This window comes from Lentimicrobium sp. S6 (genome assembly GCF_013166635.1).
Taxonomy (GTDB): domain Bacteria; phylum Bacteroidota; class Bacteroidia; order Bacteroidales; family UBA12170; genus UBA12170.
The window spans coordinates 1-14,295 of the sequence record NZ_JABKBZ010000047.1 but is presented as its reverse complement, the minus strand read 5'-3'; the positions used below and the strand labels follow the sequence as shown (position 1 = coordinate 14,295).

General features: G+C 36.1%; 10 protein-coding genes. 1 reads left to right on the top strand and 9 read right to left on the bottom strand.

All coding sequences use genetic code 11. The features are described 5' to 3' along the window. Positions 1-18: 18 nt before the first annotated feature. Positions 19-963, bottom strand: a complete 945-nt coding sequence (locus HNS40_RS14720; protein WP_172282158.1) for a DUF4476 domain-containing protein — start codon at positions 961-963, stop codon at positions 19-21. 219 nt (positions 964-1,182) lie between these two features. Between HNS40_RS14720 and HNS40_RS14715 the strand changes: the two genes are divergently transcribed. Beyond that, the gene (locus HNS40_RS14715) at positions 1,183-3,390 is read left to right on the top strand and encodes a S9 family peptidase (RefSeq protein ID WP_172282156.1); all 2,208 of its coding nucleotides are present in this window, start codon (positions 1,183-1,185) and stop codon (positions 3,388-3,390) included. 154 nt (positions 3,391-3,544) lie between these two features. Here the strand turns inward: HNS40_RS14715 and HNS40_RS14710 are convergent, their stop codons facing one another. The 8 genes from HNS40_RS14710 to HNS40_RS14675 form a co-directional block, all read right to left on the bottom strand. After that, entirely contained in the window at positions 3,545-5,605 is a 2,061-nt protein-coding gene (locus HNS40_RS14710) for an acetate--CoA ligase family protein (protein WP_172282154.1), read from the bottom strand. A 248-nt stretch (positions 5,606-5,853) separates the two neighbouring features. Further along, positions 5,854-6,402 (bottom strand): hypothetical protein, encoded by a 549-nt coding sequence (locus tag HNS40_RS14705; RefSeq protein ID WP_172282152.1) that lies wholly within the window; start codon positions 6,400-6,402, stop codon positions 5,854-5,856. A 104-nt stretch (positions 6,403-6,506) separates the two neighbouring features. Then, positions 6,507-6,659, bottom strand: a complete 153-nt coding sequence (locus HNS40_RS14700; RefSeq protein ID WP_172282150.1) for a hypothetical protein — start codon at positions 6,657-6,659, stop codon at positions 6,507-6,509. 280 nt (positions 6,660-6,939) lie between these two features. Further along, positions 6,940-9,258 (bottom strand): hypothetical protein, encoded by a 2,319-nt coding sequence (locus tag HNS40_RS14695; protein WP_216663766.1) that lies wholly within the window; start codon positions 9,256-9,258, stop codon positions 6,940-6,942. Between the two features lie 318 nt (positions 9,259-9,576). Further along, complete coding sequence (gene nagB / locus HNS40_RS14690) at positions 9,577-10,404, bottom strand: glucosamine-6-phosphate deaminase (RefSeq protein WP_216663767.1); 828 nt, start codon at positions 10,402-10,404, stop codon at positions 9,577-9,579. 17 nt (positions 10,405-10,421) lie between these two features. After that, positions 10,422-11,315, bottom strand: a complete 894-nt coding sequence (locus HNS40_RS14685) for an ROK family protein (RefSeq protein ID WP_172282148.1) — start codon at positions 11,313-11,315, stop codon at positions 10,422-10,424. Positions 11,316-11,336: 21 nt separating this feature from the next. Then, entirely contained in the window at positions 11,337-12,602 is a 1,266-nt protein-coding gene (locus tag HNS40_RS14680; RefSeq protein ID WP_172282146.1) for an MFS transporter, read from the bottom strand. A 6-nt stretch (positions 12,603-12,608) separates the two neighbouring features. After that, on the bottom strand, positions 12,609-14,295 hold a 1,687-nt coding region (locus HNS40_RS14675), incomplete at its 5' end, for a glycoside hydrolase family 2 TIM barrel-domain containing protein (protein WP_305847161.1).

Here is a 14,295-nt window from a genome sequence, read left to right as displayed (position 1 = left end):
ATGGGCAATATTACAAATTTATCGCCTAAATGACCTCATATAATCATCTAATTCATCAATAGAAGATTCATATTCAAAAGCATCATTTACTTGATAATAATTACCATAATCTAATGTATAACCGAAAGCATATTTCGCTAATGTTAACTTATCGTCCTCAAAGTCAAAAAGCTCCATCATCTGTCTTACTTGTGAACTCAATAAACAATTGCTATCAATAATTTGCTGAGCTAGCTTTAACTTGCTATCGCTAAAATCTTTTGACGAAATACTTCTCTTGGCATTTTCAAAATCGTGTTGAGACATGGGATAAGGACATCCATAAGGGCCACTATAACCCGGCAATACATAATTACTTGTTGGCTCACTATGCATTCCACCATTTGTAGTGGTGGTGGTGGTAGAAGTCGTATAAGTTTCGGTAAAGGTAGAAGAACCGGTTTCCGTTGCATTCACGTTCACATTCATACTCACTCCGCCCATGTTCACATTCATATTAACGTTTTCGCCTGTTGGATGGCCATCACCATGAACTGAAGTAGTTGTAGTGGTATGTGTAACAGAAGTTGCTACAGCTGGAGTTGTGGTAAACATCACCACTTGTTGTTGAGGAGGACGAGGAGGGGCTTGAGCTAAAGGAACCGTATTGAACATTCTCAATACATAATTTCCTTTTTTATTGGTCTTCAATTTTAAAGTGACCTGAACATTAGGCTCATTCAAATAAATGGTTTTTGTTAACTCTGGAATTTGAGCATTCTCAAAAATGATTTTCGCTTGATAAGTGGGTGCGATTAATCCCTGAACCATCACATTGGTTTCTGGCTGTCCATTCTGTAAAATCCCATTCAATACCACTGAAAACCTTTCTCCATTTTCTGAGAAGATGATCAAATTGGAGCTTTGAGCAAATGAGAGAAGACTCACAAATAAAATACTAAAGAGTAGAATTGTTTTTTTCATATTGTTTTTGAATTGATGTAATAAAAAACTGTGCCAATTTAGAAATATGGAATAATGGGATGCCAAAAATAGAAAATATTTTAATAATAACAGATGTCCGAATACGGACAAAAACTAACTCTTTAGAAAAAGACAAAATAACAAAGAGATTTGAAGCTAAGCTATCATTGGAATGACAAAATTTTTACCTTTGACGCTTAAAATCAAACATAATAAATCATGAAGAACATCCTTCAAATATGTCTCGCCTTATTATTATCAGGCAGCTTAAGTGCACAAACACTGGTTAGAACAGAGGCTCCAAAAGCCAAAGAACTTAGCTTAGAAAAGATTTTTAAAGAATATCAATTCTATCCTCGCTCTGTTAGAGGAATACAAGCTATGAACGATGGGGAACATTATTGTAAAATCAGTAAAGAAGGAATTGAAGAGTATAGCTATGCTACCGGTGAGAAAACCAGAATGATCATTGAGAATAAAACACTAATCATCAATGATAGTGTAACGCTGAAATATGATAGTTATGAATTTAGCCCCAAGGAAGATTTAGTTTTACTTTCAACGGAAACAGAAGCCATTTATCGTCATTCTAGCAAATCCAATTTCTATATCTATTCCATAGAAGACAAGAGTTTGACCTTATTAAGCGACAATGGGAAACAAAGATTGGCTAGCTTCTCTCCTGACGCTACAAAAATAGCCTTTGTTCGTGAAAACAATCTTTTCATTGTGAATCTTGCCGATATGAGCGAGAAACAAATCACCACCGATGGTAAATTTGAATCTATTATTAATGGTACTACCGATTGGGTTTATGAAGAAGAATTTGCTTTTACCAAAGCTTTTTTCTGGTCGCCAAATGGAGATTATATCGCCTATTATAAATTTGATGAGTCCAAAGTAAAAGAATTTTGGATGACTTATTATGGAGAATTATACCCAAAACATGAAAAGTATAAATATCCTAAAGCTGGCGAGGACAATAGTGTGGTGAGTATTCATACTTATCAATTATCGACTGGTGAAACCAAAACCATGAATATTGGTGAAGAAACCGATATTTATATTCCTCGTATGAAGTGGACCCATGAAAGTGATAAATTGGTTATCTTTTGGATGAACCGTCTTCAGAATAACTTGAAGTTCCTATTAACAAATCCTACTACAGGTGAACATACTGAAATCTATAATGAAACCAATGAATACTATATTGAAATCACTGATAACTTTCACATTTTAGCCAATAAAAAAGGTGAAAATGCAGGTTTTATTTTAACATCTGAATTAGATGGTTTCAACCATGTTTATTATTATAACATGGAAGGTAAACTTCAAAAACAATTGACATCTGGAAATTGGGATGTAGACCATATTATTGGATACGACAGTAAAGAAAAAGTAGTTTATTATCAAGCTGCAAAATCTGCGCCCTATAATCGTGAAGTATTTGGCGTGAACTTAAAAGGAAAAGAAAATCCAATTGAAGTAAAAGAAGGATGGAACAGTGTAACCTTCTCTGCCAACTATAAATATTATAATGCTACATGGAGCGATGCCAACACTCCTCCAGTTTATTCTTTAAAGTCTATCAAAGGAGAAACCATTAAAGTATTGCAGGACAATCAAGCATTAAAAGACAGAATTGCAGAATATAATTATCAAAAAAAGACTTTTTATGATATCACCACTAGCGAAGATGTAAAATTAAGCACTTGGCAAATCCTTCCTCCTAATTTTGATGAATCAAAACAATATCCTGTTTTATTCACTATTTATGGTGGTCCTGGTTCTCAAACGGTGAAAAACTCTTGGGGATATCGCGATGCTTGGTATCAATATTTTGCGCAACAAGGCATTATAGTAGTAAGTGTAGACAATAGAGGAACTGGATTTAAAGGGGAGGCTTTTAAAAAGGTAACTTATCAAGAATTAGGGAAATACGAAACTATAGATCAGATAGAAGCAGCTCAGTATTTCGAGTCACTTCCTTACGTGGCCAAAGACAAAATCGGGATTTTTGGTTGGAGTTATGGTGGTTATATGAGTACCTTATGTATGACCAAAGGAGCTGAGCATTTCAATACAGGAATTGCAGTAGCACCAGTTACCAACTGGAGATATTATGATAATATTTACACCGAGCGTTATATGAGAACTCCTCAAACCAATGCAGCTGGTTACGACGACAACTCTCCTATCAATCACGTAGAAAAACTAAAAGGAAACTATATGCTGATTCACGGTATGGCCGATGATAATGTTCATCCTCATAATGCTTACGATTTAATTACGGCTTTGGTAGCTGCCGATAAAGAATTCGAATTGATGTTGTATCCAAACAGCAACCATGGAATATATACAGGAAAAAATACCACAATACATCTTTACAAGAAAATGACCAAGTTCTATTTGGAACATTTGAAATAAGGAGATTTAAAATATATTTATTTGAAACGCCAGCTGTTTAGTTGGCGTTTTTTATAGTCTTATTCTTCATTAAGGTTTTTATTATCCCGCCTAATTATCATAAAAAAACCTCACCTAAGTATATAGATGAGGTCATATTATCGTTTAAGAAATTCTATTTCTCTATTCTAATTCTAGCATCCACAGCAATGATTTTCTTTCCTGTAGCTAAAAGTGGATTTAGATCCAATTCTTTGATTTCTGGAGCCACTTCTAATAATGCAGAAAGACGTACCAAGATATCCGCAAAGATTTTTTCATCAATTCCTTTTTGTCCTCTAACACCCTCAATAATCTTATAGCTCTTCAGCCCCCTAATCATTCCTAAGGCTTCATTAGGGCAAATAGGACATAAGCCTTGTTTCACATCTTTTAAAACCTCAATGAAGATTCCTCCAAGGCCACATAAAATCATGTGACCAAATTTATCTTCATAATTGGCACCCACAAATAATTCTGTACCGCTTAACATGGGCTGTAATAGGATTCCTTTTGTTTCTGGAATCTTCATCATGCGGTTAAACTCCTTAACCAATTGCTCATCAGACTTCACATTTAAAACTACTCCACCTACATCTGATTTATGAACAGGACCAACTACCTTCATCACCATAGGATAACCTATTTTGGCGGCAGATTCTACCGCACCCTCCTTAGAATAAACGGTGGCTTCTTTAGCACGAGGAATACCTGCTCCATCTAATAAAGAACGGACAGCACTAGGTAATAAATATCCATTTTCATTACTATCGATAATCGCTCTAATATAGGCTTTGTCAATTTCAAAATTGCTTTTCTTGCGCTTGGCGATAGGCTTTTCTGTTGCAAAAACCTTAGTTAAGGCATTTCCGAATAAAACTTCATCAGGGAAATTAATTCTTCCTTTTGCTACGAAACTTTTCACTTCCTCATGAGCAGTATAGGTTGATGGTAAAACAGGAAAAATAGGCTTTTTAGCTGTTTTCATCTTTTCATCCAAAAGCTCATAAACATCGAATATCGGAGCCAAACCTGGAGTACCAAAAATGACCACCATACCATCGATATCATCAAATTTCTGATCGACATAATCGATAATATGGCCCAATTGCTCTGCGGTTCCAGTGGCTAAGAAATCGATAGGGTTGGCAACAGAGGAGCCTGGATATAAAAGACCTTTCAATTCTTCAGCAGCTTCGCCTTCGATATGAGGAACTTCCAATCCACCTTTTGACAAAGCATCTGTCAACATCACTGCTGGACCACCAGCATGGGTAATGATAGCGATATTCTTTCCTTGCAATTCTGGATGCATAAACACAGAAGCAACAGTAATCAATTCTTCTCTACCGTAGCAACGAACAATTCCAGCTTTCTTAAATAAAGCATCAACAGCAAAATCAGGACTAGCTAAAGCGCCGGTATGAGAAGAAGCCGCACGGCTACCTGCATCACTAGAACCCGCTTTTACAGCCGCAATCTTACATCCTTTTTCGATTAATGACTTGGCATGCTTTAATAACTTATCTGGCTTGTCGACATTCTCAATATAAAGAAGCTTTACCTTGCTACTGGTTTCCGAATCAAAGGTCTCATCTAAATATTCCAAGACCTCCTCTACTCCTATTTGAGCAGAGTTTCCAACAGCATAAACCGAAGAAAAGCTTAATCCTTTATCTATACCAGCTTCCATAATAAAACAAGCAGTAGCACCAGAACCAGAAATAAAATCACATCCTTGAGGATCTAATTTAGGAATAGGCTCTGTAAAAATGCTGTGGTGTTGAGTGGTTAAAATACCCGTACAATTAGGTCCAATTAAAGAACCACCATGCTTATTGATTTGATCAACAATTTTCTGCTCTAGAATAGCCCCTTCTTCGCTTTCCTCACTAAAACCTGCAGATATGATAATAAATGCTTTGGTGTTTTTATTCTCAGTAAGGAACTCAATAGTAGGTAAACTATATTTTGCTGCAATGGCAATAATAGCCAAATCTACATTAGGCAATTCTTTTAAATCACGATAAGATTTTATACCTTGTATTTCATCTTCTTTGGGATTTGAAACATATAAATTGCCCTGGTAATTACCATCTACCAAATTTTTAAGGATTTTTCCACCTGGCTTATGGATATCATTAGAACCTCCAATGACCACAATACTAGAGGGATTCACTAATTGCTGAACTATCATTTTATGCTGTTTTAAGTATTATTTTCTGTGAGCTAAATTAGAAAGAATCCGCTAAATTTCAATACGAGAGATGCCTATTTTAGTTAATAGTTAACAACTTACAGTGAACTATAATTAATTATAACAGACCTACTTTTTGAGACAAGGCTAAATAACGGTCAAGAATTAATCGCTAATAGAAAAATAAATAACAATGAGCAGGTTTGCATTTAACACATATTCTCTACCATGAACTGAACATAACTATCTCATCCAATATGTAAATTTATTATTGTCAAGGTATCGATTTGATCATTTAAAAAATAGTATTTCACACCACCAGAAAAACTTGTCTCATAATCTTCAATAAGAACTTTGTCAACAAACTCACCTTTATACTCTGCATAAAAACTATTATTCTTTAGTAAGAAAAAAGGAACTAATACATTATCAAGCTCCATTGTATCTGAATTTGAATTTTCAGCTAATCTATGTAACACATCTTTTAAGCCAACCTGTTTAGGGGGGATTGTATCTTCTATATTTGTCAAATCTAAAACCTTCATATTTTTTACTAGTGGCTCACCGCTAGAAACCTTTTCTTCTATAGTTCTCTTTAACTCATTCCTGTTGAAAGTCAAGATTAAACTATTGTATTTTACAAAAAACAAAGGTTGCTGAACCGAAATAGAATCAGAAAACAATTCTGTCCAAACTCTTCCATCCTCTACCTTACTCTCCTTCGGACTATTTTGTTTCACTTGAGCAATCAGAGGACCAACGACAAACAGTAGATATAGTAAAAAATTGAGTTTCATTTTGAATAAATTTAAAATAGCACATTTTTTTTGACAGTACTTCTTAATAGAAATTAACTTTCCAAGAGAACACATAATTACAAAGTTCAAGCTAAACTATTACACTATTTAGTGACAATGCGCTTCACCTCATAAGACCCACACTGTGGACACATTTCAATTTGATCAGTTCCGAAGCAGGTCTCAGTTTCATCGTACTCAAGTTCTGACTCTTTGCCTTCCCAATTACAATCTGAGCATTTGTACTTCTCGTCCATGGATTTTTTTTACAAAGATGAGGGAATTTCAGAAAATGACAATCTAAATATCTGAAAGAATCAAGCATACTATTATTCCATAAGACTCTTGTGAAACACTTTGAAACCACCTGTGAAAAAGCTATTCCACCAAACTTCACTAAGAAAACAAAAAGGTTATCAAATAAGGAAAAGCATATTATGAGAAAATACTCACCTATTTACATTTCACTACAAACCAATTGATTAAACGAATCAAATAGTCATTCCGCTTGTCCTTTATAGAGTATCGCCTATCAACCTACAAACTCCCTTCCATAGATTTCTCTAAACTTCTAGCTTTGGTGAGGAAGGTTTTCACATCCATCTCTTTATAATAGAGCATTCCATGACATCCTCTTAAGCGTGGATGCTCGTTTTCGTAAAAGTAATTTTTACCTAAAACCAATTGTATTTGTTTGAGTTGCTCTATCCAAATTTGCTGGGCCAGCTGACTAAATTTCCCGTCTAACATATAACTCGGAAAACTCGCTTCCACCTGACTCAAATAGCAATGACTAAAAGCATTCTCAACTGAAGAGAGTGAGTTTAACGAAACCGGGACCAAAACTTCTGATTCTGAAGGATGGAAACGATACCATACATTTCTATATCCCACAATTTTCAATTCGGAAACATCCTCTTCTTTTGACCAAAGACGAACCGCCTCGGCTACCGCTTGCAATACCTTATAATGGGTATCTGGCCCTGAGCCTTCTGGATCTAAAGCCAAACTGATTACCGTTGGTTTTGTTCTTTTGAATTCCTCTAAAATAGGCAATACATCGCGTTTGGACTCTGGTTGCTCTGTAAAAATATCTCCAGTATAAAAGCCCAATCGTAAATGTTTTACATTTTTGACCTGAACCCCAAAATGAGCCCAAACTAATTCCTCCTCAAACTCTCTAATTCTTCCTTTTAGCTTTTGGATATCGCTGGGATTTTTTTCACCATCGTAGCTATTACTCAATAATTCTATGATGAATTTAATTCGCAAGGTCAATTCCTTCACGCTGCTAAGCTGATAAATTTCAACCATATCACGTATCAAACGATGACAAAGCCCCCTCCTTCTTTGAATCAACTCCCCTGAAGCCACCTGATTCAAATAATGGTAAATATCTTTATCCCTCTTTAGCTTATATCCTGACTGGAAAAAATCAGGATATTTCAACATCTGAATCAATCCTTGCTCCATAAAAGAAAGCGCATCTTGGAGGATGTTAATGATAAAACTATTGGTAACCGCCGTAAATCCAGAAGTTAGAATAGAAAAAGTAAAGTTATTGCTAGCCTCTCGAAGCTCATGACTAATATGGGGAAAAATCCCAAGCATTATATCATCGTGATGAGGGCCGGTATGATAGTAATTTTGGTTTTGACTAGTTTCCATTCCCTTCTTAATCTTAGACTGAATGGATAAAATAACTTCATGCACTGTATTCAACGATAAATTAGGAATCAAAGTACACCATTCATCAGCTTGTAAGTCTTCCAAAGTAATATGATGCGCATAAATATCATTTTTCACACAAAGGTCGATAATAGCTTTCTCGGTTTTCTCGAAAGTCCATTCCCCTTCTTTATAGTATTTCTCTATGCTATCCTGCAATTTACTGGCTGCACTATTAGTGATATAAAATCTGGCATTCTTCATTTTATGCAAAGCACTGGCCGGAAACTCATTGGATGCTTTACATTCCAAGGAATTCTTCACCACTTGGGCTTTTGCTTCCCCAGCAGCAATAATAATAGTCACCGCATTGGGCTGATACGAAATAGTTTGCAAACCAATAGTGATGACCAATCTATTTTTTGAAATTTCTATTCCACCTAAATCTCCAGCCGCCACAGCTTGAGTTTCGAAGTTGGTTTCTGTTAATCGAGTAGTTGAGAAATGGTCGGAACCACGCGTATTAAAAGCAATATGACCATCGGGGCCGATGCCTCCAAGGAAAAAACCAATTCCTCCCAACTCCTGTATCTTTCTTTCATAGCCACTACACCAATCATCTATAAGCATGATGGATTCTTTTTGCAATCGCTCTATGTCGGATTTAGCTTCTCTGTATCGCAAAGTCAAATCGACCTTTAGCTCAGGAAATACCTTATCATACTTCAAACCTTCAGCCAAAGGAATCTCATTGGCATCAATAAGTAGCGCCAAATTGGGATTCAATCCAAAGCCTTTGATATAATACTCTTTCACATACCAAGAAAAACTATTATGTTGCTCTGGGTTGATGGGATAAAACTCGTCGATTTGAACAAAATGCAATTGGCTTAAATCAGGTTTTGTTTGTGTTGATAGTCCATATTCCTCACAAATGGCATTTACTTTATCATTGCCCCAGTTTTTGATGATATACTGTGTCCATTTAATAAAGTGTTCTGGAGTTTTTCCGGTAGGAAGACTAATAACACCTTTTGGGTTTTGCTGCACCCATTCTATAAATCTCAATGCCGTAAATTTTCCTAAATCAGGGAAATTATCAACGGTGATATAAGGCATTTGACTTTGCATTTGTGTTCTTTCAGATTTCTGAAGATATACTTTTTCAACTGGACTAAAATGAGACATGATTTTGTGTTTAATTATGGATTACAAATATAGGGAATGTTGTTGGAAAAAAGAGGACCGAGGACCGAGGACCGAGGACCGAGGACCGAGGACCGAGGACCGAGGACCGATGATAGATGACAGGTGACGGATGACCGATGATGGATGAAGAATGCATTATTAAGTTCATTTAGAAATTACTACCTCTTACTTCTCTCTTCTCTCTTCTCTCTTCTCTCTTCTCTCTTCTCTCTTCTCTCTTCTCTCTTCTCTCTTCTCTCTTCTCTCTTCTCTCTTCTCTCTTCTCTCTTCTCTCTTCTCTCTTCTCTCTTCTCTCTTCTACCCTATTTTCGCTGACAATTGTTGCATTTTAAAGGCGGCATCGTTATCCAAAACCAATTCTACATTCTGATGAGCTTGCAGAAAAGAAGCTGGAACATCGTGACTAAATGGCCTACAAAAAGACTCTTCCAAGATATCTGCTTTTTTAGCTCCCCAAGCCATTAAGAATATTTTCTTGGCGGAAAGAATGGTCTTCACTCCCATGGTTATGGCTTGTTTGGGCACAAACTCGGCTCCTCCAAAATCTTTGGCGGCATCGGAAATTGTAAGTTCATCCAAAACCACTCTTCTGGTGATGGAATCGAAACCAGAACCTGGCTCGTTAAACCCAATATGACCAGTTCTTCCAATTCCCAACACCTGAATATCTAACCCACCACAATTCTGAATTAAAGATTCATAGTCTTGACAAAACTGGTCAAGCTCCTCCTCTTTTAAAACCCCTGCTGGAATATGAATATTTTCCTTGGGGATGTTAATGTGATTAAAAAGATAGTGATTCATAAAATAATGATAACTGTTTTCATCATCTTTAACTAAATTGCAATATTCATCCAGATTGAAGGTAATGACATTATCAAAACTCAATCCTTCTTCTTTATGTAAACGAATGAGTTCTTTATAAACCAATATCGGACTAGAACCTGTTGCCAAGCCCAACACACAGTTTTGATTCAATAGCCGCTTCTCTCTAATTTCATCAGCAATTTTATGTGCCACATATTGAGAAGCCACAGACTTTTGTGGATGTTGAAAAGCAGCCATCTTTTGTTTGGTTATAATGGGGAAGCTTCTCAGGTTAAAATGGTTCTGTTTGGTTTGCATAATAATATTTGTTTTGTTTATAAAGACTCTTTTCTTAAAACATTATTCCGAGCATCAAAATATAAAGCTGCTGCACCTAATACCGCGATATGTTCATTTTCGCTGGCTTCTATCCTTAAATTCTGAACACTACGGGGATAAGTAAAAGTGTGGACCTTCTCCCACATGGCCTCTTTAAAATATTCGAAAGCTCTAGATATTGGGCCACCTAAAATAATTAATTCAGGGTCGATGGTATACATAATGGTTTTGATGGCATTCCCTAAATCAAAGCCATATTGCTCAAAAACCGCAAGGGCAATTTTATCTTTCTTGGCGGCTCTTTTGAGGAGGGTTTCCAGGTTTAATCCGTATTTTATTTCAAAATACGCCTCACTCAGGTAGTATTCTAAATCGTGGTGGCGGTATGGAACGTTTCCAAATTCACCAGCACCACAATTACTTCCAGAATACAAATGCTCGTTAAATACAATTCCAGCACCAACTCCAACTCCAAGAACCAAGGCCACCAAATTCTTACAAGATTGGCCTTTCCCAAAATATAGTTCTCCAGTAGCAAAGCAATTGGCATCATTATTTACATAAATTTGCAAGCCAAAGGCATCTTCTAAAATCTCTTTAATATGGACCTCTTTCCAAGATTTTATTTTCTGTACATTATAAACTATCCCTTGCTGAACATCAACTAAACTTGGTGCTCCAAAACCAATTCCAACAACCTCATCATCTATCAATTCCTTTACAGCCGAAACAATTTCCTTGATAATGCTATCCTCAGAATCTTTATTGTTTATCTTTTTTCTAAGGCCTTTAAGTACTTTTCCATTTTTTACTTTTCCTGCTAAAAGCACACCACCTCCTAAAGAAATCCCAATAACAGCTTTATCATTCATATTATTTATATCATTCATTATTTCTATTTCTAAAATGCATTATTTTTTTTCTGAACTCAATAACCCCTTCCAACTCATGGTTTTATTCGTCACCAATGGTTTGGCCCAAATTCCAATACTAAAAATATATCCCAAGCATAAAAACACTAACATCATTCCCATTTTCAGTGAAAATAAATCACTAAATACGCCTATTAATAATTGAATGATGGCACCACCTATAATTGCAGTCATTAAAATCCCTGCAAAGGAGCCATGGTTTTTCAAGAAAGAATTTAAAGCCAAAGAAATGATGATGGGATACATCACCGAGAGGAAGAATCCACAAGACTGAAAAGCTAAAACTGAAATATCTACTGATGCAAAAAGCGCTATTGCCAAACTTATGATAGATAGAAAAGTAAATCCTATTAAAATCTTTTTACTATCCAATAGTTTTAATAATACCAAGCCAATTAATCCACCAATGGTCATCAGTCCCCAAAAGTTAGCCACGGTAGAAGCACCGTCAAGCGCAGGATCTACACCATGATAAATTTGCAAAAACTTAGACATCCAATAAGAGATACCTTGCTCTGCTCCCACATAAGCGAATATGCCGAAGAAATAAAAAATCACAATCCGATTCTTAAACATTCCCAAATAAGAAGACATGCTTCCCACTTTTTCATCTTGCTTTAACTCTACTGAGGGGAAGTGAATGAAAGCTATAATAACAAACATCAATAACGCTAAAAAGACAAATACCCAGTACATAGAAACCCAAGACATAGCGAAGGGCACTATACCAGACATCAAATTAATAATTAGCGAAGTGCTTCCATTTGCCAAACCCAATACTAAATAAGAGTATACCCATGGACTCACGAAAGAAGCCAGTCCGAAAATCAATTGGGCCAATACAGAGAAAAAGGCATAATGCTCTTCACCACCACTCACTCGTAATAAAGGATTAATAACAACTTGAAGAATGGCCATTCCTACACCAATAGTAAATAAAGACAAAAGAAAAACAGGAAAACTCGGCAAAGCGGCAAACAAGAAAGAGCCAGCAAAAGCCATTATGAATGCAATCAGCATCATCTTTTTCTCACCAAGCTTTTCCACTAAAAAACCTGCAGGTATTGACATCACTCCATATGCGATAAAGAAAGAAAAAGGAAGAAAGCCAGCCATGGTCTCACTAAGTTTGAAACTCAATGAAACAGCTGGATTCAAAGCTCCAAGTATATTCGTTAAAAAGGAGATGACGAAAAAGCTCAGTAGAACTACAAAAACCAATATGAGATTTCTTTTTGCTTTCATTTTTAATTATTTAGCTGAATTATAAGGAAGAGCGATTAAATCTATGTTTTTCCCCTCTACCAAGCTCAATGGTATACGTGCTTCTAAAAACCTTTTCTCATGAGGTAGAAGAGAAACATAATTGTCTTCCCAATAAACGGGTAAAATAGTCTCCCCAGTTTCTTGATCCTTCATCATCATTTCTATAAAAAATGAAATATTGGAATTCAAATTCTTCAGCGTAATGTTATAAACCATTTCATTACCTTGAATTTCAGACACCATGCTTTGCTCCATTTTTGAGGAGGGTAAAGTATTGAGCAATAAGAAATCAGAATATTGCTTAGAGGGCGTATGATAATACCAATTGGGCACCTTGGCTTCATAGTCTAACAAGTCTTCTTGAGTGGAGAGCCAGTAGAAATTTTGAGCTATATCTTCATCTTCTCTTGAGACTCTCAGATCTACAAAATAGGTTCCTGTTTTTTCCTTTAAGCCACTCAGGTCATAAAGCTTCTGAGCGGAATTGGCATAAATATTAACTCCTAAAATTTCATGCAATATCAATTTAGATTCAATATTATAAACTCTGATATCCAAAACCATATTCGCTTCATCTTCCAGTTTATCATTCACCATATAAACACCTTCATCTTCATAATTATAGATGGCCTGAATGGGTTCTCCTGCTTTTTTTGTGGCAAAATAAGCTGCATTTGGTAATAAATAAGAATCGTATAACTGCCAATACATCTCTGGCCAAGCCGAATTGAGCATCCACTGAATCACACCAGTTGCTTCATAACGATTTACTGAAAAAGCTTCGAACATTGGGCGCATCAACTCATAATTAAGCAATTGGGCCTTTCGAGCATATTCTTCTACTGATTTTGCTTCGCCATATCTTTCATTTAAGGCTTTTGTATATCTACTTAAGGTGTTGAATTCATTTCTTCCACAATGGAAATCCCACATCTCGTTTATGGGCCATAAATCTTTTGCTGGAATCATCTTCCTGATACTTTCGATTGGAGGGACTTGAGCTCCAGGGCCTGTTTCGGTATTAAAGCCGAAAGCGCCACCATAAAGGGTATCTGCATACCAATAAACAGGAGGCACGTAGGCATATGGGCCACGCATTTTCACACCTGATTCCACTTCCCCACTCTTCCATTCCTTAGCAGATGATAAGTAAACTCTACTGGTATCGTATTCTTTAAAAGTCTCAAAATAAAGCTTTTCCAATTTCGGTAATGGAATACAATCACTTCCACTAAACCAGGACATAATAGAAGGGTGATTCCTCAACCATAAAATTTGATCTTTCCAAGCACCGGCCATCAAACTCACATCCTCGTCCGACAATATTCCACCATATTTCTCATCGCAAACTTTTCCAAGATAATTTTCCCATTCCCAATGACAACTCCAACCTACCATGATAAGAATCCCCAATTCATCGCATCGTTGATAGAGGTGCTCATCTTTACCCCAAAAACCTTCGAGGCGAATGGTATTCATATTCATATCTTTTACATATTGAAGCTGAACCTCATCATATTCATGGGTATTGTCCAAAGTCATATTATCAACCCAGCCTGCACCTCGAATACTAATCTTCTCCCCATTAATCATAAATCCTCTATGACCATCTTCATTATAATAATCCTTGACTTCTCTAATCCCGAATTTCATATCATGATTGGCTATGGTC

Bases quoted from the DNA above. Each gene is read 5' to 3' on its own strand.
- HNS40_RS14720 (WP_172282158.1), bottom strand. From the start codon at position 963: ATGAAAAAAACAATTCTACTCTTTAGTATTTTATTTGTGAGTCTTCTC.
- HNS40_RS14715 (WP_172282156.1), top strand. From the start codon at position 1,183: ATGAAGAACATCCTTCAAATATGTCTCGCCTTATTATTATCAGGCAGC.
- HNS40_RS14710 (WP_172282154.1), bottom strand. From the start codon at position 5,605: ATGATAGTTCAGCAATTAGTGAATCCCTCTAGTATTGTGGTCATTGGA.
- HNS40_RS14705 (WP_172282152.1), bottom strand. From the start codon at position 6,402: ATGAAACTCAATTTTTTACTATATCTACTGTTTGTCGTTGGTCCTCTG.
- HNS40_RS14700 (WP_172282150.1), bottom strand. From the start codon at position 6,659: ATGGACGAGAAGTACAAATGCTCAGATTGTAATTGGGAAGGCAAAGAG.
- HNS40_RS14695 (WP_216663766.1), bottom strand. From the start codon at position 9,258: ATGTCTCATTTTAGTCCAGTTGAAAAAGTATATCTTCAGAAATCTGAA.
- nagB (WP_216663767.1), bottom strand. From the start codon at position 10,404: ATGCAAACCAAACAGAACCATTTTAACCTGAGAAGCTTCCCCATTATA.
- HNS40_RS14685 (WP_172282148.1), bottom strand. From the start codon at position 11,315: ATGAATGATATAAATAATATGAATGATAAAGCTGTTATTGGGATTTCT.
- HNS40_RS14680 (WP_172282146.1), bottom strand. From the start codon at position 12,602: ATGAAAGCAAAAAGAAATCTCATATTGGTTTTTGTAGTTCTACTGAGC.